Here is a 22,076-nt window from a genome sequence, read left to right on the forward strand (position 1 = left end):
CACTAAAGAGGCCTTGGATCAAGCATGAGGTCCACCCAATTCTCGGCACCGGACGCGCCGCTGGCGCCGGGCGCGAAGATACCAGTGCCGCCGGCCGGGTCCACGAAGGCTCCGGTGCGCTGGTCGTAGGTGGCGTAGGCCGGACCGCTGGCCTGCGGCGTCGGCTGCCCGGGCGGCGGCCCCCACGGCTTCGCCGGTCCCGGGCCCGCGGGTGGAGGATTGATCCCCTCCGGCGGTGGCGGCGGCGGCAGCCACTTCGGATACGGGAGCTGGGGCGGCACGGGCGGTATTCCCGGCGGCTGCCACGAAGTGAACGGCGGCGGCGGCCCGTTGTCGTTGGGCGGCGGTGGGTCGTACGCCGGCTGGTGCGGCGCCGGCCCGGGCCCGGGGACTACGCCGGGAGGGGGTGGGCCGACGATCGGAGTACCGGGGTCGGGATCGGCGCCCGGTGGGATGTACGGGAACTTGTTGGGCGGCAACGTGTTCAGCCCGTTGGTCACCGGCGTGTCGTAGGGCACCGGCGGGCCGCGCCACGGGTTGCGGCCGACCGGCACGTAGCCCCTCGGGTCGCGGCACAGCTGGATCGTCGGCGCCCGCTTGCCCGGGAACTCCTGGCACGGATAGTTACGGGCACCGCGCACCGTGCTCGGATCGTTCTGCGCGACCTTGCAGTACATGTCCCTCGGGAGCTCCCGCAGCGTCTCGTCCGCCGGCGTTCGCATCAGCGGCGGGGGCAGGAAGCCGACGGCGCACGGCGGCGGGTCGTTCAGGTCGAGCTTGAAGTCCAGCTTGGCGCCCTCGTCTTGCGGGGCGCCGCCGGCCGCGGTGGTGATCGCGGCGAACAACGCGGGCAGGACCACCAGCAGCTGCTCGATCGACTTGTGGTAGATCACTCCCACCCGGCCCAGGTTGGCCAGGCTGGCGGCCAGCGCCGGGAAGGACGGGCGGATACCGGAGAACGCGGTGCTGGCCTCGTCGGCGGTGCTCGGGGCGTTAGCTAACGTCGAGCGAAGCTGCGGGTCGGCCTGACGCACATCGGACGTGAACCGCGCTAAACCATCCGACAGCGTCTTGATGTCGGCGCCGGCACGGATCTGGGCTTCCAGGAACGGACCCGCCTGATCGATCAACTGCGAGACCTGCGGGTAGTTGACGTTGGCCTCGTCCACCAGCAACCGGGCCGACTCGATCAGCCGGGCCAGTTCGGGACCCGAACCGTTGGCCGCGATGAACGTCTCGTGCAGTAGCTCGCGCAACCGCGTATCACCGAGGCTGTTGACTAGTGTCTCCGCCCGCTTCAACAGGTCGGCGACGTCCTGGCCGATCCGGGTGTTGGCCCGCTCGATGCGAGATCCGTTGCGCAGCTTGGCCGATGACGGACTGGTCGGCGGCACCAGGTCGATGTATTGCTCACCGACGGCCGACACGCTCTTGACGGTGGCGGTGACGTTCGACGGGATCGGTGTGCCGCTGTTGAGGCGCATCTCGGCGGTAACCCCGTTGGGGTTCAGCCCGACAGACTCCACCCGACCTACCTCGACACCCCGGTAGGTGACGTTGGCGTTCTTGTACAAGCCGCCGCCCGCGACGAAGTCGGCGCTCACGCCGTAGGTTCCGATGCCGAACGTGGCCGGCAGCCGCAGGTAGAAGATCGCCATGATGGTCAGCGTGACGGCGGTGATCACCGCAAAAATCCACAGCTGGATCCTGGTCAGTTTGTCGATCATCTGCGCCGCCCCTCAGTGCCCTTCAGAACCCGAAGCCGTGCCGGGCGGAATCGTGAACGGGTCGGCCGCCTGCCCCGACAGGTTCGCCAATTCGCCGGTCAAGAAATCGGGCGGGTTGAGGATCTCGTTCATGTGAGCCATGTTCGGGTCGAAATACGCTGTGGTGAAGAACGTTTCACCGAGGCGGCGCAGAGTGAGATCGAAGGTCGTGAACACGTTGAGGTAGTCGCCGCGCACGGCTTGCTTGATCCCGAAGTTGGGGAACGGGAACGTCAGCAGCAGCTGCAGCGAGGTGACGAAATTCTTCCGGTTGTCGTTGAGGGCTTTGGCAACCGAATACAGCCCCTTGAGGTCCTCGGCGAAGTCCACCTTGGTCTTCGACAGCACATGGGATGTCACCGTCGCCAGCTGTTTGAGGGCGGCGAACGCGTCGACGATGTGGTCCCGGTTCTTGTTGAGCACGCGAAGGGCTTCGGGCAGCGTGTCGATCGCCCGACCCAGGTTGTCCTTGTCGCGCGCGAGGGTCGCGGAGAATCGGTTCAACCCGTCGACCGCATCGATGATGTCGTTGACCTGCCGGTTGAGTCCGGCGGTCAATTCGGACAGCCTGGGGATCAAGTCGGCGAACTGGTCCTGCCGGCCGGCGAAGGCCTGATACGTCTCGTCGGTGATCTCTTGCAGCGCACCGAGATTGCCCTTGTTCACCACCACACCGAGCGCCGACAGCACCTCTTCGGTGGTGGGATACCGGCCCGTGTTGGACTGCGGGATCTTCGACCCGTCCTTCAGCCTGCCGGTGGCCGGCTTGTCTTTGGGGGCGGCGAGGTCGATGTGCATCGAGCCCAGCAGCGACGTCTGGGCTACCGTCGCGGTCGCGTTGGCCGGCAACACGACGTTCTTGTTCAACGCCAACTTCACTGCGGCGTAGAAGGATCCGTCGGCCCGCTGCTCGGCCGAAATGCCGGAGACGCTGCCGACGGTGACGTCGTCGACCATGACCGGCGAGTTCTGTGGCAGCGTGGCAACGTCAGGCATCTCGACGGTGATCGAATACGCGCCCGCACCATGGCCGGCGGTCCCGGGCATCACCAGAGAGTTCAGCCCGCTGAATTGGCAACCGGCCAGCAGCACGCTGCCCGCCGCTAAAGCGCTCCCGCGCAGCAAGATCCGGCTCATCCGCCACCACCCTGGTCGGTGGGCGCCGGCGCGCTTGGCGCTTGGTTCGGCGGGGGGCCGGGCAGCGGACCGAACGCCGAGCCCGGAGCGGGTCCGGGCGCGGGACCCGCGCCGGTGGCGGCCGGTGCGGGGCCGGTCTGCGGGGCGGTCGGCAGCAGCAGGCTCTGCAGATCCGCCGGGTTCTGGGTGGGCGCCGGCGGGTGCGCGCCTTGCGCGGGTATCCAGGTCAGCTGCGGAATCGGAGTCGCGGCCTTGGCCTGAGTTTCCGGGGTGTCGTAGATGATCTGGCCCTTGTACGCGGTGATCGTGTTGAGCGGGTGGAACATCACCGGCGGGTAGTTCACGGCCAGGCGGCGCAGCACCGGCCCCAGCCGCTCGCGGCAGAGCTCGGCGCGCCTGTAGTAGTCCGGCGCTTCCGGCCCGCCGGCGGTCTCGAAGGAACCACCGCAGATGAACTGCACCGGGTTAGCGAACTCGGGTATCGACAACAGGCCGTTCAGCGTGCCCTGCGCGGGGTCGTAAATGTTGTAGAAGTTGGCGATACCGGGCCCGGCGACGTGTAGCACCTGCTCGATGTTTTCGCTCTGGTCACTCAGTGTCTGCGCAAAGTCGTTGAGATTGTTGACCGTATCGATGATCGTCGAGTTGTTTTCGTGCAGGAATCCCCGGATGTCCGAGAGCGCCTGGTTGAGCGTGCCCAGGGTGTTGTCCAGACGGCGCGAGCTGTCGGCGAGCACCTGCGACACCGACGCGACGTTTCCGGCGAACTGCACGATCTGTTCGTTACTCGACGACAGCGCGTTGACCAGCACCTGCAGATTCTTGACCGTGCCGAATATGTCGCTGCGCGAATCCCCAAGCCGCCCAGCGGCTTGTGAAAGTTCGCGCAACGCGTTGTGGAACGATTCGCCCTTGCCGTCGAGCGTGTCGGCGGCCTGGTTGATCGCTCGTCCCAACGGGCCCTGCGCCGACCCTGCCGTGGGACCCAGCTGAACGGCCAGCTGCGTCAGGGCCTGTTTCACCTCATCCCACTCCACCGGGACCGCGGTGTGATTCAGATCGATGCTTCCGCCGTCGGGCAGCGCCGCCCCGCCGGTGTAGGCCGGGGCGAGCTGAATGAACCGCGCCGACACCAGGTTCGGCGAGATGATGACGGCCTTGGCGTCCTTGGGGATTTTCACGTCCTTGGACACCGACATAGTGATCTTCACGTCGGAGGGCCGCGGTTCGATCGTGTCGATCGAGCCGATCGGGACACCGAGAACGCGCACCTGATCTCCGGGATAGAGACCGACGGCGGAGGTGAAGTAGCCGACGATGGTTCGGTTATTGCCTTGCGACGAAAGGACATACACGCCCCCCACCAACACCGCGACGAGCGCGATGACGGTGGCGTAGCGCAGCCCCCGGCTGCCGGCGATCCGATTGGTCATGGTGACTTGGGCCTGATGATCCAGCGTTCCTGAATGAGTCCGCGCAGGTAGTCCGACAGGCTGGCCGGCAGCTTGCCGGGCTGGTAGAAGAAGTCGAACATCGCGGCCATGAGGGGGGCCGGGATCACGCTGTAGACGTTGACGTTGAACCCGGGCCCGGATCCGACCACCTCACCGAGTTCGGTGGCGTAGGTGGGCAGTCGTTTGAGGGCTTCGGTGATGTAGTCGCGGCGCTCGTTGAGATTGGACAGCACCTGGTTCAGCTTGCTCAGGGCCGGGCCGAACTCTTTTCGGTTGTCGGCGACGAAACCGGAAATCTGTTGCGCCAGCGGGCCGATGCCCGCGATCAGCTGACCGATCGCGGCACGCCGCTCGTCGAGGGCGGCGAACAACTCGTTCCCGTCGTCGACCAGCTTGTTGACCTGATCGGCGCGCTGCGCCAGCACCGACGTCACCGACTTCGCGTGCGCCAGCAGCCCTTGCAGCGCTTCGTCACGGCGGTTCAGGGTACGGGACAGCGAGGTCACTCCGTCCAGCGCGCCGCGCAGCTGCGGGGTGGCGTCGCGCAGGGTATCGCTGAGCACGTTCAGGGACTGCTCGAACCGCGGCTTGTTCAGATCGTTCGCGTTTTGCCCCAGATCCTCGAGCGCGCCCGCCAACGTATACGGGGTCGTCGTCCGGCTCAGCGGAATGGTGGTGCCGCCCTTGCCGGTGCCGGCCGGGGTCACGGAGATGGAGCGCTCGCCGAGGATGGTGTCGGTGCGGATGGCGGCGAGTGACTGGTCGCCGACGGCGACGTGGCGATCCACGGTGAAGGTCACCTTGGCGCTGTCCCCGGCCAGGCCGACGGACTGTACTCTGCCGACCTTCAAGCCCGAGACATATACATTGTTGCCGGGCGAGATGCCGCCGGCGTCGGTGAAGTAGGCGTCATATGTCTTGCCCTGCGGCCAAAACGGCAGTCCGGCGTAGCCGAAGGCGAGCAACACGACGCACACCACCAGCACGACGCCGAAGATGCCGGTGCGCAGCGGGTCGCGGTCACGCTTTGCGTTACTTGGCAAAAGCGCACCTCCCCTTGCTCGGGTCCACCTGGCCGCCGAGTGGCAGCAGGATGTCGCTGCCGGCCGGACCGTTGATCTTGATCGTCACGGAGCAGAAGTAGATGTTGAAGAACGACCCGTAGGCGCCGAGCGCCGCCAGTCGCAGGTAGTCCTCGCCCAGCTGCTCAACGTCGTTGTTTACCTCGGCCTTTCGGTTGTCGAGCTCGGTCGCGAGCGGCCGGGTGTTTTCCAGGATGCCCTGCAGGGGCCGGCGCGAATTCCTCAGCAGCTCGGTCAAATCCGTCGTGGTCGACGCCAGCGGCGGGATGGCGCCGGCGATCACGTCCTTGTTCTTGGCCAGTCCGCTGATCAGCTGCTGCAGCTGGTCGACGCTGGCGGAGAATTGCGCGCTCTTTTGGTCGACGGTTCCCAGCACGGTGTTGAGGTTGGTGATGGTGTCACCGATGAGTTGGTCGCGCTGTCCCAGCGCCGTCGAGAACGCACTGGTATCGGCCAGCACGTTCGACAACGCTCCGCCCTGGCCCTGCAACAACTGGATGACCGCGCTGCTGATGGTGTTGACCTTCTCTGCGTCCAAGCCCTTGACCAGCGGTCGCAGCCCACCCAACAGCGCATCGAGATCCAGGGCGGGCTGGGTGTGTTGGGAATTGATCGTGCCGCCCGGCGCGAGCTTGCGCAATTCGCCTGGCCCCGAGGTGATTTCGAGGAACCGGTCACCGACCAGGTTTTCGTAGCGGATCACCGCGCGCGTCGAGGAATACAGGGTGTAGCGCTGGTCGACCCCGAATTTCACGTCAATGGTGTTGTCGGGGTTGAGCTTTACGCCGGACACCGAACCGACGGGCACGCCGGCGATACGCACCTTCTGTCCGGCCTTCAGCTTGGTCACGTCGATAAAGGTTGCGTGGTAGGTGTTTTCGGAACCGAACCGCAGATCACCGAAGATCACCACCAGGCCCGACGCCACGATCAACATCGCCACGGCGAAGATGCTGACCTTGATCACCATCGACCGATGCGTCGGCATACCCGATGAGGCCGCCATCAGAAGTCGTCCCGTTCTGCGAAGGCGCCGTGGAACAAGAACTGCATCGTCGAGGGTGCGTCGAACTGAAGTTCGGTGAACGGCTCGTACGGGATGTTGGCGTTGTCGGTGACCAGGAAGGGCGCACGATAGAACGACCCACCCGTCTGCTTGGTCGGGATATCGGGCAGACCGCGGCAGTTCGGGCCTCCGGAAGCGTTGACGATCGGCAGCGACTCCGGATAGGTGTACGACGGCGCGCCCAACACGAAGCTCGAGGACGTGAACAGACCCGCCTTGCGGACACCGAGCAGCGGGGCGAATTCCTTGATACCGCGCTCGATACCGGCGAACAGGCAGCCAAATTCGGGCGAGTAGTCGTGGGCCACCTTGATCGGCGCCCGCAGCCTGTTGATGGCGTCGATCAAGTTCTGCTCGGCCGGCGCCAACGTGTCGTAGGCGTTATTGGCCAGACCGATCGTTGCCAGCAGCGTGTCGTTGAGGTTGTGCTGCTGGTCGACGACCGTCTTGTTGATCGTCGGCAGGTTGTCGAAAATGGTGTTCAGATCGGGCGCGGCGTCGGCGTAGTTGTTGGTGACGACGCCGGTCTTGCGGAAGTCCTCTTGCAGGGCAGGGAGCTTCGGGTTCGCTTGCCGCGCCAGCGTATTCAGCCCGGAGAGCAGCGAGCCGAAGTCGTCACCGTGACCGCGCAAGCCTTCGGCCAGCGCGCTCAGCGTCCCGTTCAATTCGAGCGGGTCGATCTTGTGCAGCAGGTTGATGAGCGACTGGAACAAGGTGTTGACTTCCAGCGACACCGCCGAGGCCTCCACATGCGCGTCGGGGCGCAGCGTTGTCGGCGAGGGCGTCTGGGGCGGAATGAATTCCACCGACTTGGCCCCGAAGATGGTGTTGCCCGCGATGTGCACGGCCGCGTTGGACGGGATGAAGTGCATCTGGTCGCTGTTGATGGCAAGCGTCAGCCGCGCCTGGTCGCCGCTGTAGCTGATATCGGAGACCTTGCCGATCTGGAGGCCCCGGTATTTGACCTTGGCGCCCTTGTCCATGACGAGTCCGGCCCGCGGCGCCGAGACGGTGACCGTGTCGATCGAGGCGAAAGCCGCCGTGTAGGAGAGGTAAGTCACGACGGTGAACGCCACTATCAAGCCGGCCAGCAGCGCTGCTGCCAGCCGGACGGTGCTACGTCGCGATTCGCCTTCTGCCATGTCTTTTAAGCGGTCCCCTTATCCGGAGAGGTTGAAGTTACCGGACGCCCCGTAAACGGCGAGCGAGATGAACAAAGTAATGACGACGACGACGATCAGCGAAGTCCGCACAGCCTGGCCGACCGCGATGCCCACCCCGACCGGTCCGCCGTGGGCGTTGTAGCCGTAATAGGTATGGACGAGCATCACCGCGATGGACATCACGATCGCCTGCAGGAACGACCACAACAGGTCCGACGGGATGAGGAAGGTATTGAAGTAGTGGTCGTAGAGGCCTTTGGATTGTCCGTTGATGTACACCGTGGTGAAGCGGGCGGCGAAGAACGCGGCGAGCACCGACAGCGAGTACAGCGGAACGATCGCGATCAGACCGGCGATCAAGCGGGTCGACACCAAGTAGGAAACCGAGTGCACCGCCATGCATTCGACGGCGTCGATCTCTTCGGATACCCGCATGGCACCCAGTTGCGCGGTGGCGCCGGCACCGATGGTGGCCGCCAGCGCGATACCCGCGATCACCGGGGCGACGACGCGGACGTTGAGGAACGCCGAGAGGAAGCCGGTCAGCGCCTCGATACCGATGTTGCCCAGCGACGCATAACCCTGCACGGCGATGACCCCACCGGAGGCCAGCGTCAGGAAGGCCGCGACGCCGACCGTGCCGCCGATCATGACGAGCGCGCCCGCGCCCATCGTCATCTCGGCAACGTTGCGGATCGTCTCCTTGCGGTAGCGGGTGAGCGCGTTGGGGACATAACGAATGGTTTCGCCGAAGAACAGCGCCTGCTCGCCGAAGTCGTCAACCGGCCCTTGGAGCACCCGCGACACCGCATTGCGTAACCGGTAAGTGACGTCGTAGCTCATCGGTGGCCCACTCGTCTCATCACTTAGCCGTAATCCGCACGCCGATGGCGGTCATGACCACGTTGATGACGAACAGGCAGATGAACGCGTAAACGACGGTTTCGTTGACGGCATTGCCGACGCCCTTGGGCCCGCCCTTGACGGTCAGGCCGCGGTAACAGCCGACGAGGCCCGCCATCACACCGAACAGCAGCGCCTTGACTTCGGCGAGCACCAACTCGCGCAGCCCGGTGAGAACGGTGAGCCCGTTGATGAACGCACCCGGGTTGACGCCCTGAAGGAAAACGGAGAACACATAGCCGCCGGACAAACCGATCGCGCACACCAGACCGTTGAGCAACAGTGCGACCACGGTGGACGCCAAAACCCGTGGGACGACGAGCCGTTGGATCGGGTCGATGCCCAGCACCCGCATCGCGTCGATTTCCTCACGGATGGTGCGGGCGCCCAGGTCGGCGCAGATCGCGGTGGCACCGGCCCCGGCCACGACAAGCACCGTCACCACCGGGCCCAGCTGGGTGATGGTGCCGAATGCCGTTCCGGCGCCGGACAAGTCGGCCGCACCGATTTCGCGCAGCAGGATGTTGAGGGTGAATGCCACCAGGACGGTGAAGGGGATGGACACCAGCAGGGTGGGGACCAGTGAGACGCGGGCGATCATCCACGTCTGGTCCAGGAACTCGCCGAATTGGAACGGTCGCCGGAAAGCAGCGCGGCCCGTATCGATCATCATCTCGAAGAACCCGCCGACAGCACGAGCCGGGACCGCAAGTTGCTCTCTCAACTCAGGCACCCCCCTCTGCTGCTCGCGGCGAAGCCTATGTTTCGCCTTAGCGCGGCCTTCGGACACAAGCGGCTCGGAGTGAGCCGGATCATATTAACTCAGAGAAAGTGCACGCTGTCAATGAACAGCATTTCTCTACCCAAAGCGTTAATTTGTCCAGGTCAGGCCGTTGCGCCGTTATCAATCTGACACATGTTCTACTGGCCGATTCCCCCCCGTTGACTAGCACTACATCGCTATTGCTCCATCAGCCCAGTCGCGGAAAAATTCTTTTCCGAATCGCGTCCAGCAAAGTAATCCCGCAATGTGTTGCTCAGCGCAGCGGGGTCCCAGGCCGCTCCTTCCGCGATGAACCTGTGCTCCGCCGTCGGTGCCGCAACCAACGTCACCTGAGGACCGTAGACGATGAACACCTGCCCGTTGACCTCCGCGGCGGCGGGCGACGACAGAAACTGGACCAGCCTCACCACGTGCTCCGGCGACAGCGGGTCGACGCCGCCTTCCTCTATATCTGGCGCGTCGCCGAACACGTCGGCCGTCATCGCGGTGCGGGCCCGCGGACAGATCGCGTTGGCGCACACCCCGTAGCGGCCCAGCGCCCGGGCGGCCGTCAAGGTCAGCGAGATGATGCCCGCCTTGGCGGCCCCGTAGTTGGCCTGCCCGACCGGGCCCACCAGGCCCGCCTCCGACGCGGTGTTGACGATCCGGCCGAAGACCGATCCGCCCGCGTCCTTGGCCTTGGAGCGCCAGTAGGTGGCCGCGTTGCGCGTGAGCAGGAAATGGCCGCGCAGGTGGACCGCGATGACGAGGTCCCATTCCTCGTCGGACATGTTGAACAGCATCCGGTCGCGGGTGATCCCGGCGTTGTTCACCACGACGTCCAGGCCGCCCAGGCCGTCGGCCGTGGCCACCAGCTCGTCGGCGGTCGCGCGCTGGCTGATGTCGCCGGCGACGGCGACGGCCTTGGAGCCGGCGGCGGTGATCTCGTCGATGACGTCCGAGGCGTCCAGCGCCGCGGCGATGTCGTTGACGACGACGGTGGCGCCCAGCCGGGCCAGGCCCAGCGCCTCGGCCCGTCCCAGCCCCGCGGCCGCACCGGTCACCACCGCGACCTTTCGGGATAGATCGGTCGCGTTCGTGCTGCTAGTCAATTTATGAATACCTCTAGTTTCGGGTTACCGGTGCCGGCCGCGGCCTAGTCCTCGCGCAGCAACGCGGCGCGCGGGCATTCGGCGATTGCTTGCTCGGCCAGTTGTTCTTGGTCGGACGGAATCGGATCGGTCTTCACGACGGCATAGTCCTCATCGTCCAGGTCGAAGATATCCGGCGCGATTCCCAAGCACACCGCGTTACCTTCACACCGGTCACGATCGACGATCACCCGCACGGCACCCTCCTTGAACCTGGCCTTCAACCTGAGCACGCGCCCCATCGGTAGGTAGCTCCACCATAGGGCCCCGGTGCGTCTGGCGAAACGGTCGCTGGATTCCCAGACTAGAACGTGTTACAACCGGGAAGACGAACGGGTAGCCGTTGGTCGAGCCGCGGCCGCCAGAATGGCCGGTCACGTTGAACAAAGGACGGCTGGAATGCGCATCAGTTACACCCCTGAACAGGAGGAGCTGCGTCGCGAGCTGCGGTCGTACTTCACCACGCTGATGACCCCGGAGCGCCGCGAGGCGCTGAGCTCGACGCAGGGCGAAATCGGCGTCGGCAACGTGTACCGCGAGACGGTCGCGCAGATGGGCAAGGACGGCTGGCTCACCCTGAACTGGCCCAAGGAGTACGGCGGCCAGGATCGGTCCCCGATGGACTCGTTGATCTTCACCGACGAGGCCGCCATCGCCGGCGCGCCGGTGCCGTTCCTGACCATCAACAGCGTGGCGCCGACGATCATGGCCTTCGGCACCGACGAGCAGAAGAAGTTCTTCCTACCCAAGATCGCCGCGGGCGATCTGCACTTCTCGATCGGCTACTCCGAGCCCGGCGCCGGCACCGACCTGGCCAACCTGCGCACCACCGCGGTCCGCGACGGCGACGACTACGTGGTCAACGGCCAGAAGATGTGGACCAGCCTGATTCAGTACGCGGACTACGTCTGGTTGGCGGTGCGCACCAATCCCGAGGCGAAAAAGCACCGCGGCATTTCGGTGCTGATCGTCCCGACGACCGCGGAGGGCTTCTCGTGGACGCCGGTGCACACCATGGCCGGCCCCGACACCAGCGCCACCTACTACTCCGATGTCCGGGTGCCGGTGACCAACCTGGTCGGCGAGGAGAACGGCGGCTGGAAGCTGGTGACCAACCAGCTGAACCACGAGCGGGTCGCCCTGGTGTCAGCACAACCCATCATCGTGGCCCTGCGCGAGGTCCGTGAGTGGGCGCAGCACACCAAGGACGCCAGCGGGGCCCGGCTGATCGACTCGGAGTGGGTGCAGCTCAACCTCGCCCGCGTGCACGCCAAGGCCGAGGTGCTCAAGCTGATCAACTGGGAGCTGGCATCGGCGGCAAGTGAGAACCTGGGGCCGGCCGACGCGTCGGCGGCCAAGGTGTTCGGCACCGAGCTGGCCACCGAGGCCTACCGGCTGCTGATGGAGGTCCTGGGCACCGCGGCGACCCTGCGTCCGGACTCGCCGGGCGCGTTGCTACGCGGCCGCGTCGAGCGGATGCACCGGGCGTGCCTGATCCTGACCTTCGGCGGCGGTACCAACGAAGTGCAGCGCGACATCATCGGGATGGTCGCGCTGGGATTGCCCCGAGCCAGCCGCTGAATTAAGGACGAACATTCATGGATTTCACGACAACCGAAGCGGCGAACGACCTCGGTGGGCTGGTCGACACCATCGTGGACGCGGTGTGCACACCGGAACACCAGCGCGAGCTGGACGGGCTTGACCAACGGTTCGACCGCGAGCTGTGGCGCAAGCTCGTCGACGCCGACATCTTGACCAGCGCGGCGCCGACGGCGCTGGGCGGCGACGGTTTCGGCGTGCTCGAGCAAACGGCCGTGCTGGTCGCGCTGGGCCACCAACTGGCCGCGGTGCCCTACCTGGACTCGGTCGTCCTGGCCGCCGGGGCGCTGGCCCGGTTCGGCTCCGAGGAACTGCAGCAGCAGTGGGGCGCGCCGGCGGTCAGCGGGGAGAAGATCCTCACGGTCGCCCTCGACGGCGAGATGGGTGAGGGGCCGGTCCAGGCCGTCGCCGCCGGCGATGGCTACCGTCTCACCGGCACTCGAACCCAGGTCGGCTTCGGGCCGGTCGCGGACGCATTTCTGGTTCCCGCCCAGACCGATTCCGGCGCCGCCGTCTTTCTGATCGCTGCGGACGATCCGGGCGTCACGGTGACCGCACTGCAAACCACGGGCTTGGGCAGCGTGGGGCAGCTGACGCTGGACGGGACCGAGGTGGGCGCGGGCCGGAAGGTGGGCGGCGCCGAGGTGGTGGTCTGGCTCGAGACGCTTGCCACCCTGGGCCGCAGCGCCTTTCAGCTCGGCGCGCTCGAGCGGGGTTTGCAGATGACGGCCGAATATGCGCGCACCCGCGAGCAGTTCGATCGGCCGATCGGCAGTTTCCAGGCCGTCGGGCAGCGGCTGGCCGATGGATACATCGACGTCAAGGGATTGCGGCTGACGCTCACGCAGGCGGCCTGGCGCGTCTCGGAGGATCTCCCCGCGGACATCGACGTGGCCAGTGCGGCGTTTTGGGCCGCCGATGCCGGACATCGGGTGGCGCACACCATCGTGCACGTGCACGGCGGCGTCGGCGTCGACACCGATCACCCGGTGCACCGCTATTTCCTGGCCGCCAAGGAGACCGAGTTCGCGCTGGGCGGCGCGACCGGCCAGCTGCGTCGGATCGGCCGTGAGCTGGCGGAAACCCCTGCTTAGCCCCGCGGGAACGTCGAACGGGGAGCGCGCGAATTGAGCTTCGTGATCCCGGCCGACCTCACGGTCACCGACCTGCTGGTGCCGCTGGCTGAGATCGACGACCGGGGCGTCTACTTCGAGGACTCGTTCACCAGCTGGCGTGATCACATCCGGCAGGGCGCCGGGATCGCCGCAACGCTGCGCGAGCGCCTCGACCCCGCACGACCACCGCACGTCGGCGTGCTGCTGGAAAACACTCCGTTCTTCTCGGCAATGTTGGTCGCGGCCGGGATGTCGGGCATCGTGCCGGTCGGGCTCAATCCCGTGCGGAGGGGCGAGGCGCTGACCCGCGATATCGACCGGGCCGACTGCCAGCTGGTCCTGGCCGATTCGAACTCGGCTGCCACACTGGGCGATATCGAGCACCTCAACGTCGATTCCGGCGAATGGGCCGACGAGCTGGCCGCGCACTCCGACGCCGAACCCAGCTTCCAGTCCGCCTCGCCCACCGACCTGTTCATGCTGATCTTCACGTCGGGCACCAGCGGCGATCCCAAGGCGGTGAAGTGCAGCCACGGGAAGGTCGCTATCGCCGGCGTGACGATGACCCAGCGATTCGATCTCGGCCCCGACGACGTCTGCTATGTGTCGATGCCGTTGTTTCACTCCAACGCGGTGCTGGTGGGCTGGGCGGTGGCGGCAGCGTGCCGGGGATCAATGGCCTTGCGGCGCAAGTTCTCTGCGTCGAACTTCCTAAGCGATGTTCGTCGCTACGGCGCCACCTACGCCAACTACGTCGGCAAGCCGTTGTCGTATGTCCTTGCCACACCCGAGCGGCCCGACGACGGGGACAATCCGCTGCGGGCGGTGTACGGCAACGAGGGCGTGCCCGCCGACGTCGAGCGCTTCGGGCAACGGTTCGGCTGTGTGGTGCAGGACGGATTCGGTTCCACCGAGGGCGGGGTGGCCATTGCGCGCACCCCCGACACCCCGCCCGGTGCGTTGGGTCCGCTCACCGAGGGGCTCGACATCGTCGACCCGGACACCGGCAAGCCCTGCCCGGCGGGAGTGGTCGGCGAGCTGGTGAACACGGCCGGGTCGGGCCGTTTCGAGGGTTACTACAACGACGAGGCCGCCGAGGCCGAGCGGATGGCCGGCGGTATCTATCACAGCGGCGACCTCGCCTATCGCGACGAGTCCGGCTACGCCTACTTTGCTGGGAGACTTGGTGATTGGATGCGGGTCGACGGCGAGAACCTCGGCGCGGCGCCGATCGAGCGGGTGCTGCTGCGCTATCCTGATGCGACCGAGGTGGCGGTGTACGCGGTGCCCGATCCGGTCGTCGGTGACCAGGTGATGGCGGCGTTGGTGCTGGCGCCCGGGAGCGAGTTCGACCCCGAGAAATTCCGGGCCTTCCTGGCCGAACAACCGGACTTAGGACCCAAGCAGTGGCCGTCGTACGTCAGGGTGAGCGCGGAGCTGCCGCGGACGGTGACCTTCAAGGTGCTCAAGCGACAGTTGTCGTCCGAGGGTGTCGACTGCGGCGAACCCGTCTGGCCGATCCGCCGGTAAGCACATGACGTCCCGCCCCCTCGAGCTCGCGCTGGAAGCGAGTTTCGAACAGCTTGCCGCCGCGGTGCCCGCGAGTGTCGGCATCGCGATCGCCCGCCCGGACCGGACCTACTCGCTGGGCCGGTGGTGGTCCGGCGTCGCCTGGTCGACGATCAAAGTGCCGCTGGCAATCGCGGCGTTGCGCAGCGACTGGTTGCGCGCCAAAGACCTGGCCGTGAAGGCCATCACGGAATCCGACAATCGCGCGTCCGAGCAGTTGTGGTCCGGGCTGGGCGATCCGGCGGACGCGGCACGGCTGGTGCAGGGCGTCATCGCCGAGGGCGGCGACACCGCCACCGTGGTCGAATCGCGCCGACTTCGCCGCGGTTACACGGCATTTGGCCAAACACCGTGGACGCTGCAGCGGCAGGCGCGGTTCGCCGCCGAGCTGACGTCGATCCCCGACGCGGCCGACGTCATCGACCTGATGCAGCGCCTCACCGCGGGCCAGCAATGGGGCCTGGCCGCTAAAGGCCTCGCGGCGAAGGGCGGTTGGGGCCCGGGGGTAAATGGTGACTATTTGGTCCGGCAGTTCGGGATCGTCCCCACACCGTCCGGCCAATGGGGCGTGGCGCTGGCGGCCGAGGTCCACGATGGGGCGTTCGAGACGGGCGTCGAGGTCGTCAACGCGCTGTCGGAGTGGCTCCTCAGCCGTATTCCCGGGCTAGCGCGTTATTGACGGGACGACGGCGTCGATCAGGTGCGGCCCAGGTTCGGCGAAGGCTACTTGCAGGGCATCGGCGAATTCTTCCGGGGTGGTGACGCGGCGGGCCGGAACTCCCATGCCTTCGCTGATCTTGACGAAATCCATTGTCGGGCGCGACAAGTCGAGGAGGTCCAGCGCTCTGGGACCGGGCGCAGACCCGGCGCCCACCCGGGCCAGCTCGATCCGCAGGATGTCGTAGGCGCTGTTGTCGTAGACGACGGTGGTCACGTTGAGGTTTTCCCGCGCCTGGCTCCACAGGCCCGAAATCGTGTACATGGCCGATCCGTCGGACTCCAGGCACAGCACCGGCCGTTCGGGTGCGGCGACCGCGGCGCCGACCGCGGTCGGGATGCCGTAGCCGATCGCCCCGCCGGTCAGCGTCAGCCAGTCGTGGGCGGGCGCGCCGGCGGTGGCCTGCGGCAGCAGCACGCCCGACGTGTTCGCCTCGTCGACGACGATCGCCCGTTCCGGCAGCAGCGCACCGATCACGTCGGCCGCCGACGCGGCGGTCAGCTCCCCGGTCGGCAGCTGCGGGCGCGACGGGGCCGCGACCTCCGCGACCGTCCCGGGCGCGATCTCGTCGGCCAACGCGGCCAGCGCGCCGGCCGCGCCGCTGTGTCCGGCGAGCGTGTGCACCTCGCAGCCGGCCGGGACCAGGTCGCTGGGCATCCCCGGGTAGGCGAAGAAGGACACCGGCGACTTGGCGCCGGCCAGGACGAGGTGTTTGGCGCCGTCCAGCTGGGCCGCGGCGGCCTCGGCGAAGTATGCGAGCCGCTCGACGGCGGGCACACCGGCGCCTCGTTCCAGCCGCGTCGGGAACGTCTCGCAGAGCAGGCGCGCGCTCGTCGCCGCGGCGATCCGCGCGGCCGCGGCCAGCCCGGGTCCGCGGGTGGCGTCCCCGCCCAGCATGATCACCGCGGGCTCCCCCGACCGCAGCACCTCCAGCACCTTGGGTGCCAGGAGCGGATCGGCGCCCGCGGGTTGCGCGGGTACCACCTTGGCGGGCTGGGCGCCGTCCGACCAGGACGCGTCCGCGGGCAGGATCAGGGTGGAAATGCATGAGCCCGACCTGCTGGCCGCGATGGCCTCGGCGGCATCGGACGCGACATCGCCGGCCGCACCCGTCCGGCGCACCCATCCCGAGACGCTGCCGGCAAGCGCGTCGATGTCGGATTCCAGTGGGGCGTCGTACTTCTTGTGATAGGTGGCATGGTCGCCGACGACGACCACCATCGGTACCCGGGCCCGGCGCGCGTTGTGCAGGTTGGCCAGGCCGTTGCCCAATCCGGGGCCCAGATGCAGCAGCACCGCCGCGGGCCGGTCCGCGATGCGCGCATAACCGTCGGCCGCGCCGGTGGCGACACCTTCGAAGAGGGCCAGCACACCGCGCATCCCCGCGACGTCGTCGAGCGCGGCAACAAAGTGCATCTCCGAGGTGCCAGGGTTGGCGAAGCACACGTCGACGCCGCCGTCCACCAGCGTGTTGATCAGGGCCTGGGCACCGTTCACTTGACTGCCTCCAGTTTGAAGACGCGTTCGGCGTTGCCGCGCAGAAAGTCGCGGCGAGCCTCGTCGTCGAGTCCGAGTTCGTCGAGCCCCGCGAGCGCGTGGGCGTGGCCGATCATCGGGTAGTTAGTGCCGAACAAGACTTTGCGTTGTCCGGTAGGTGTTTTCATGAAGCGGACGAGCTCTTGCGGGAGCCGCTTGATCGTGTAGGCCGAGGTGTCGATGTAGACGTTCTCGTGCTTGCGGGCGACGGCGACCATCTCCTCGGTCCACGGATAGCCGACGTGCCCGCACACGATCACCAACTCCGGAAAGTCGAGGGCCACCTGGTCGACGTAGGGGATGGGTCGTCCCGTCTCCGACGGCCGCAGCGGGCCCGTGTGACCGACCTGGGTGCAGAACGGCACACCGGATTCGACGCATTCGGCGAACAGCGGGTAGTAGCGGCGATCGGTGGGCGGGGCGTTCCACAGCCAGGGCACTACCCGAAGGCCCACGAATCCCTCACTCACGCGGCGCCTCAGCTCGCGGACCGCCTCCATCGGGCGATCGAGATCGACCGCGGCCAGGCCGGCAAACCGGGTGGGGTGCAACCGAATCCATTCGGCGACCTCGTCGTTGGAGACGAGATCCAGCCCGCCGGGCCCGCGCCACGCGCTGAGCAAGCCCAGCTGCACGTCGGCCGCATCCATCGACGCGACGGTCGCGTCGATCGGGATGTCGCCCTCCGGAATGGTGCCACCGGTCCAGCGCCGCAACGAGGCCAGCATGTCGCTGCGCAGGAACCGCGCGGTCGGATGCTGCATCCAGACGTCGATCGTCATCGAGAACTGACTCTAGACCGGCGTTCAGGCGGCCAGCGCGGCGCGGGCGGCGGCCAGCGTCTGCCCCACATATCCGCCCCCGTAAAGCGCGACGTGCGCCAGCAGCGGAAAGAGTTGGTGCAATCCAATGCGGTTGGGCCAGCCGGGTTTCAGCGGTCGCACCTCCTGGTAGCCGGCGAGGACCGCGTCGTAGTGCGGGCAGCCGAACAGCGCGAGCATCGCGAGGTCGGTCTCGCGGTGCCCCGCGTGCGCGGCCGGATCGATCACGACCACCCCGCCGGGCGTCCACATCACGTTGCCGCTCCACAAATCGCCGTGCAGCCGTGCGGGCGGATCGTCGTCGTCGAAGTCGCCCGCACGGCAGCGCGCCGCCACCGAGTCGACCGCGTCGCGCGTCGATGCGTCCAGCACCGGCGCCGCGAGCTCGGCCATCGGGAGCAGCCGTTCGTCGGCGTAGAAATCGCCCCAGCGCCGGTGTTGCCGCAACGACATTGGCAAGGGCTGGGATAAGGGCCCGAAGAACCCCGGCCCATCCCAGTCGTCGGGACCCGCGCCGAACGCCGCCCCACCCGCGTCGTGCGTGACGGCGAGCCGGTTGCCGAACACGCGCGCCGCCTCGCGGCTCGGGGCCGCCGACTCAAGTCGCCGCAGGGTCAGGCTGGTCGCGTCGAAAGAAACAACCTGCGCGCAGGGCACGCCGCCGTCGACGCTTGCAAGCCAGCGCAGCCCGGCCGCTTCCCAGCCGAAGTAGCCGGCGGGCGCGCCCGCGTGCTGTTTGACGAAGTCGGTCAGGGCGTCAGGCGGTTACGTGAGCGGCATGCACGTCATCGGCGGGCCGCGCCTCGGTCTGCTCCTTGGCCCAGCGGTAGTCGGGTTTGCCGGCCGGCGAGCGCTTGACCTCGTCGACCAGCCAAAGGCTGCGCGGCACTTTGTATCCCGCGATCTCGGAGCGCACGAAGCCGTCCAGCTCCGACAGCGTCGGCCGCGAGCCCGGCCGGGCCTGCACAACGGCCGCCACGTGCTGGCCGTAGCGGGGATCCGGCACGCCGACCACCAGGGCGTCGAAGACGTCGGGGTGGGCCTTGAGCGCGGCCTCGACCTCCTCGGGGTAGATCTTCTCGCCGCCGCTGTTGATCGACACCGATCCGCGGCCCAGCATCGTGACGGTGCCGTCCTCCTCGACCAGCGCCCAGTCTCCGGGAATGGCATAGCGCACGCCGTTGATGGTCTTGAACGTCTCGGCGGTCTTCTTCTCGTCCTTGTAGTAGCCGACGGGAATGTTGCCCTTCTTGGCGATGAAGCCCCGCACGCCCGAGCCCGGCTTGACCTCGTTGCCCTCCTCGTCGAGGACGACGGTGCGGTGGTCGATCGTCACCCGCGGGCCGCCGCTGTGCGGTGCGTCCTTGGCGACGATGCTGGTGCCGCCGAAGCCGGTCTCCGAGGAGCCGATGGAGTCGGTGATCACCCGGTTGGGCAGCAGCTCCACCAGCTTCTCCTTGATGCTCGGCGAGAACAGCGCCGCGGTGCTGGCAAGCACGAACAGCGACGACAGGTCGTAGTCGTTGTCCTTCTCGAGCGCATCGAGCAACGGCCGCGCCATCGCGTCGCCGGTGAAGAACAACATGTTGACCTTGTGTTTGTGAATCGTGCGCCACACCTCGTCAGCGTTGAATTCTGGTGCGAGCACGGTGGTTTGGCCGGCGAAGAGTGCCATCCAGGTGGCCGACTGGGTGGCGCCGTGGATCATCGGCGGAATCGGATACCGGACCATCGGCGGGTTCTCGGTGGCGCCCTTGGCGAGGTCGTACTCGTCCTTGACGAATTCGCCTGTGGCGAAGTCGGTTCCGCCGAGCAGCACCCGGTAGATGTCCTCGTGGCGCCACATCACGCCCTTCGGGAAGCCGGTGGTGCCGCCGGTATACAGCAGGTAGATGTCGTCGGCGCTGCGTTCGCCGAAGTCCCGCTCGGGCGCGCCCTGCGCGATCGCCGCGTAGAACTCGACGCCGCCGTAGCGCTGGTAGTCGTTGTCGCTGCCGTCCTCGACGACCAGGATCGTCTTGACGTTCGGCGTCTCCGGCAGCACGTTGGCCACACGGTCGGAGTACTGGCGCTCGTGCACCAGCGCGACCATGTCGGAGTTGTCGAACAGGTAGCGCAGTTCGCTCTCGACGTAGCGGTAGTTGATGTTCACCAGGATCGCGCCCGCCTTGACGATGCCGAGCATCGCGATGACGATCTCGATGCGGTTGCGGCAGTAGAGCCCGACCTTGTCGTCCTTCTTCACCCCCTGGTCGATCAGGTAGTGCGCCAGGCGGTTGGCCTTCTCCTCGAGTTGCGCGTAGGTCAGTTTCTCGTCGCCGCAGATCAGGGCGACACGGTCGGGCACAGCGTCAATGGCGTGCTCTGCGAGATCGGCAATATTCAGGGCCACGGCCACCAAATTAGAACGTGTTACATTTCTTGACAAGCTCGTGCCCCATGTCGACGGAAAGGCGGTAGCCGTGGCCGACGCTCCAGCAAACGAACAGACCGGTCCCGACGCGCTGGTCGAGCAGCGCGGCCACACCCTGATCGTCACGTTGAACCGGCCGCACGCCCGCAACGCGCTGAGCACGGAAATGATGGAGATCATGGTTCAGGCCTGGGATCGCGTCGACAATGACGACGACATCCGGTGCTGCATCCTCACCGGGGCGGGTGGCTACTTCTGCGCGGGCATGGACCTCAAGACAGCAACCAAAAAGCCGCCGGGCGATTCGTTCAAGGACGGCAGCTACGACCCGTCGCGCATCGACGCCCTGCTGAAGGGCCGCCGGCTGACCAAACCACTCATCGCCGCCGTCGAAGGCCCCGCAATCGCGGGCGGAACCGAGATCCTGCAGGGCACCGACATCCGGGTCGCCGGCGAAAGCGCCAAGTTCGGCATCTCGGAGGCCAAGTGGAGCCTGTACCCGATGGGCGGATCGGCCGTCCGGCTGGTACGGCAGATCCCATACACGGTGGCGTGCGACCTGCTGCTGACCGGACGCCACATCACCGCCGCCGAGGCCAAGGAGATAGGCCTGATCGGCTACCTCGTCCCCGACGGGCAGGCGCTGACGAAGGCGCTGGAGATCGCCGAGCTCATCGAGAACAACGGTCCCCTGGCCGTGCAGGCGATCCTGCGGGCGATCCGCGAGACGGAGGGCCTCAACGAGAACGACGCCTTCAAGATCGACACCCAGATCGGCATCAAGGTGTTCCTGTCCGACGACGCCAAGGAAGGGCCGCGGGCTTTCGCCGAGAAGCGCAAGCCCAACTTCCAAAACCGCTAACCCGTTGCGCCGAACGTGTACTCAGGGCGATTTTTTGGCCATTTCCTCGCCTTGAGAACACGTTCGGCGAGGGTGTCGGTGCCGATAGGCACACTTCGCGCATGCAGGGACCATTCGTCGGCAGCGAGGCGCTCGCATCGGGCGCACTGACGCGTCACCAGCTGCGCAGCCGATATGTCTCGCTGCATCCGGACGTCTAGTGGCATGCGGCACAAACCTCACCGCGGTACAGCGAGCCCACGCTGCCTGGCTGTGGTCGCGGCGGCGTGGGGTCGTCGCCGGCCTCTCGGCATCGGCACTGCATGGCGCCAGGTGGGTGGATGATCGGGCGCCGGCGCAGTTGCTGTACGAGCACCGTCGCCCGCCGGCCGGCATCCACACCTGGTCGGACACCATCGCGGACGACGAGACCCAAGCCATCGGTGAAATGCCCGCAACCACCCCGGCCCGTACCGCGTTCGACCTGGCCTGTCGTTATCCCGTCGGCAAAGCCGTGGCCGCTATCGATGCGCTGGCCCGAGCAACCGGGCTGAAGGTTGCCGATGCCGAATTGATCGCCGAACGGTACAAAGGCCACCGAAACATCCGGCGCGCGCGGCGTGCGCTGACCCTCGTCGACCCCGGTGCGCAGTCACCGCAAGAAACGTGGCTCCGACTACTGGTCATCGAGGCCGGTTACCCACCCCCGCAGACCCAGCTACCGGTCCAAGGCGAGCATGGAGAGCTTGTCGCCGTTGTCGACATGGGTTGGGACGACATGAGAATCGCGCTCGACTACGAGGGACTCCACCACTGGACCGATCCCGAGCAATTCCGCAGGGACGTCGAGCGCTTCGAAGCGCTAGCGCAGCTGGGTTGGATCGCAATCCGGGTCACGGCCGGAAACACGCGCGGCGGCATCCTGGGACGATTGGCGGCGGCCTGGGCCCGCCGAACGTGAAGTCACGGTGAAAAT

The 22,076-nt window shown here is 66.9% G+C and carries 19 protein-coding genes and 1 pseudogene; 6 read left to right on the forward strand and 14 right to left on the reverse strand.

Translation table 11 applies throughout. From position 1 onward, the window contains the following. Positions 1-2: 2 nt before the first annotated feature. The 10 genes from A5745_RS12100 to A5745_RS12145 form a co-directional block, all read right to left on the reverse strand. Complete coding sequence (locus A5745_RS12100) at positions 3-1,727, reverse strand: virulence factor Mce family protein (RefSeq protein ID WP_076116173.1); 1,725 nt, start codon at positions 1,725-1,727, stop codon at positions 3-5. A gap of 12 nt (positions 1,728-1,739) precedes the next feature. Further along, on the reverse strand, positions 1,740-2,903 hold the full coding sequence (locus A5745_RS12105) for a virulence factor Mce family protein (RefSeq protein ID WP_076116174.1): 1,164 nt from the start codon (positions 2,901-2,903) through the stop codon (positions 1,740-1,742). Further along, positions 2,900-4,336, reverse strand: a complete 1,437-nt coding sequence (locus tag A5745_RS12110; RefSeq protein WP_076064249.1) for a virulence factor Mce family protein — start codon at positions 4,334-4,336, stop codon at positions 2,900-2,902. Before A5745_RS12110 ends, A5745_RS12105 begins: the two co-directional genes overlap by 4 nt. Further along, positions 4,333-5,400: a virulence factor Mce family protein gene (locus tag A5745_RS12115; protein WP_076116175.1), complete on the reverse strand. Its 1,068-nt coding sequence runs from the start codon at positions 5,398-5,400 to the stop codon at positions 4,333-4,335. The genes A5745_RS12110 and A5745_RS12115 overlap by 4 nt, the downstream gene beginning before the upstream one ends. Then, the gene (locus A5745_RS12120) at positions 5,390-6,445 is read right to left on the reverse strand and encodes an MCE family protein (RefSeq protein WP_076064247.1); all 1,056 of its coding nucleotides are present in this window, start codon (positions 6,443-6,445) and stop codon (positions 5,390-5,392) included. Before A5745_RS12120 ends, A5745_RS12115 begins: the two co-directional genes overlap by 11 nt. Beyond that, positions 6,445-7,647, reverse strand: coding sequence for an MCE family protein (locus A5745_RS12125; protein ID WP_076116176.1), 1,203 nt, complete (start codon positions 7,645-7,647; stop codon positions 6,445-6,447). The genes A5745_RS12120 and A5745_RS12125 overlap by 1 nt, the downstream gene beginning before the upstream one ends. An 18-nt stretch (positions 7,648-7,665) precedes the next feature. Further along, complete coding sequence (locus A5745_RS12130; protein WP_076064245.1) at positions 7,666-8,511, reverse strand: ABC transporter permease; 846 nt, start codon at positions 8,509-8,511, stop codon at positions 7,666-7,668. Between the two features lie 19 nt (positions 8,512-8,530). After that, a complete protein-coding gene (locus A5745_RS12135; protein ID WP_076064244.1) occupies positions 8,531-9,295 on the reverse strand; it encodes an ABC transporter permease in 765 nt (254 codons plus the stop codon). Between the two features lie 236 nt (positions 9,296-9,531). Beyond that, positions 9,532-10,446, reverse strand: a complete 915-nt coding sequence (locus A5745_RS12140) for a 3-oxoacyl-ACP reductase (protein ID WP_076116177.1) — start codon at positions 10,444-10,446, stop codon at positions 9,532-9,534. A gap of 44 nt (positions 10,447-10,490) precedes the next feature. Next, positions 10,491-10,682, reverse strand: a complete 192-nt coding sequence (locus A5745_RS12145; RefSeq protein WP_076064349.1) for a ferredoxin — start codon at positions 10,680-10,682, stop codon at positions 10,491-10,493. A gap of 202 nt (positions 10,683-10,884) precedes the next feature. On the opposite strand from A5745_RS12145, the gene A5745_RS12150 reads away from it, so the two are divergent. Genes A5745_RS12150 through A5745_RS12165 form a run of 4 tightly spaced genes read left to right on the forward strand, consistent with a single transcriptional unit; the run spans position 10,885 to position 15,450 of the window. Beyond that, complete coding sequence (locus tag A5745_RS12150; RefSeq protein ID WP_076064242.1) at positions 10,885-12,066, forward strand: acyl-CoA dehydrogenase; 1,182 nt, start codon at positions 10,885-10,887, stop codon at positions 12,064-12,066. A gap of 17 nt (positions 12,067-12,083) precedes the next feature. Then, positions 12,084-13,181, forward strand: coding sequence for an acyl-CoA dehydrogenase family protein (locus A5745_RS12155; RefSeq protein WP_076116178.1), 1,098 nt, complete (start codon positions 12,084-12,086; stop codon positions 13,179-13,181). Between the two features lie 45 nt (positions 13,182-13,226). Further along, positions 13,227-14,732 carry a long-chain-fatty-acid--CoA ligase FadD17 gene (gene fadD17, locus A5745_RS12160; protein WP_076116280.1) on the forward strand — a complete coding sequence of 502 codons (1,506 nt, stop codon included), beginning with the start codon at positions 13,227-13,229 and terminating at the stop codon, positions 14,730-14,732. 4 nt (positions 14,733-14,736) lie between these two features. Next, complete coding sequence (locus tag A5745_RS12165; protein WP_076116179.1) at positions 14,737-15,450, forward strand: serine hydrolase; 714 nt, start codon at positions 14,737-14,739, stop codon at positions 15,448-15,450. Here the strand turns inward: A5745_RS12165 and A5745_RS12170 are convergent. Genes A5745_RS12170 through A5745_RS12185 form a run of 4 tightly spaced genes read right to left on the reverse strand, consistent with a single transcriptional unit; the run spans position 15,436 to position 20,244 of the window. After that, on the reverse strand, positions 15,436-16,986 hold the full coding sequence (locus A5745_RS12170) for an acetolactate synthase large subunit (protein ID WP_076116180.1): 1,551 nt from the start codon (positions 16,984-16,986) through the stop codon (positions 15,436-15,438). The genes A5745_RS12165 and A5745_RS12170 overlap by 15 nt on opposite strands. After that, on the reverse strand, positions 16,983-17,807 hold the full coding sequence (locus tag A5745_RS12175; RefSeq protein ID WP_076064239.1) for an amidohydrolase family protein: 825 nt from the start codon (positions 17,805-17,807) through the stop codon (positions 16,983-16,985). The genes A5745_RS12170 and A5745_RS12175 overlap by 4 nt, the downstream gene beginning before the upstream one ends. 24 nt (positions 17,808-17,831) lie before the next feature. Beyond that, on the reverse strand, positions 17,832-18,599 hold the full coding sequence (locus A5745_RS12180) for a fructosamine kinase family protein (RefSeq protein WP_076116181.1): 768 nt from the start codon (positions 18,597-18,599) through the stop codon (positions 17,832-17,834). Between the two features lie 4 nt (positions 18,600-18,603). Next, positions 18,604-20,244, reverse strand: a complete 1,641-nt coding sequence (locus A5745_RS12185) for an acyl-CoA synthetase (RefSeq protein WP_076116182.1) — start codon at positions 20,242-20,244, stop codon at positions 18,604-18,606. 64 nt (positions 20,245-20,308) lie between these two features. Here A5745_RS12185 and A5745_RS12190 point away from each other — a divergent pair, with 64 nt between their 5' ends. Both A5745_RS12190 and A5745_RS12195 read left to right on the forward strand, forming a co-directional pair. After that, positions 20,309-21,121: a crotonase/enoyl-CoA hydratase family protein gene (locus A5745_RS12190; RefSeq protein WP_076064236.1), complete on the forward strand. Its 813-nt coding sequence runs from the start codon at positions 20,309-20,311 to the stop codon at positions 21,119-21,121. 101 nt (positions 21,122-21,222) lie between these two features. Continuing rightward, positions 21,223-22,061, forward strand: a pseudogene (locus A5745_RS12195) (hypothetical protein). Positions 22,062-22,076: the final 15 nt, after the last annotated feature.

Origin of the sequence: Mycobacterium sp. IS-2888, from assembly GCF_001954215.1 — a bacterium.
Classification (GTDB): domain Bacteria; phylum Actinomycetota; class Actinomycetes; order Mycobacteriales; family Mycobacteriaceae; genus Mycobacterium.

Excerpts from the sequence above, each read along its gene's own strand:
- A5745_RS12175 (WP_076064239.1), bottom strand. The coding sequence starts at position 17,807 with ATGACGATCGACGTCTGGATGCAGCATCCGACCGCGCGGTTCCTGCGC.
- A5745_RS12105 (WP_076116174.1), bottom strand. The coding sequence starts at position 2,903 with ATGAGCCGGATCTTGCTGCGCGGGAGCGCTTTAGCGGCGGGCAGCGTG.
- A5745_RS12150 (WP_076064242.1), top strand. The coding sequence starts at position 10,885 with ATGCGCATCAGTTACACCCCTGAACAGGAGGAGCTGCGTCGCGAGCTG.
- A5745_RS12120 (WP_076064247.1), bottom strand. The coding sequence starts at position 6,445 with ATGGCGGCCTCATCGGGTATGCCGACGCATCGGTCGATGGTGATCAAG.
- A5745_RS12130 (WP_076064245.1), bottom strand. The coding sequence starts at position 8,511 with ATGAGCTACGACGTCACTTACCGGTTACGCAATGCGGTGTCGCGGGTG.
- A5745_RS12165 (WP_076116179.1), top strand. The coding sequence starts at position 14,737 with ATGACGTCCCGCCCCCTCGAGCTCGCGCTGGAAGCGAGTTTCGAACAG.
- A5745_RS12110 (WP_076064249.1), bottom strand. The coding sequence starts at position 4,336 with ATGACCAATCGGATCGCCGGCAGCCGGGGGCTGCGCTACGCCACCGTC.
- A5745_RS12125 (WP_076116176.1), bottom strand. The coding sequence starts at position 7,647 with ATGGCAGAAGGCGAATCGCGACGTAGCACCGTCCGGCTGGCAGCAGCG.
- A5745_RS12100 (WP_076116173.1), bottom strand. The coding sequence starts at position 1,727 with ATGATCGACAAACTGACCAGGATCCAGCTGTGGATTTTTGCGGTGATC.
- A5745_RS12155 (WP_076116178.1), top strand. The coding sequence starts at position 12,084 with ATGGATTTCACGACAACCGAAGCGGCGAACGACCTCGGTGGGCTGGTC.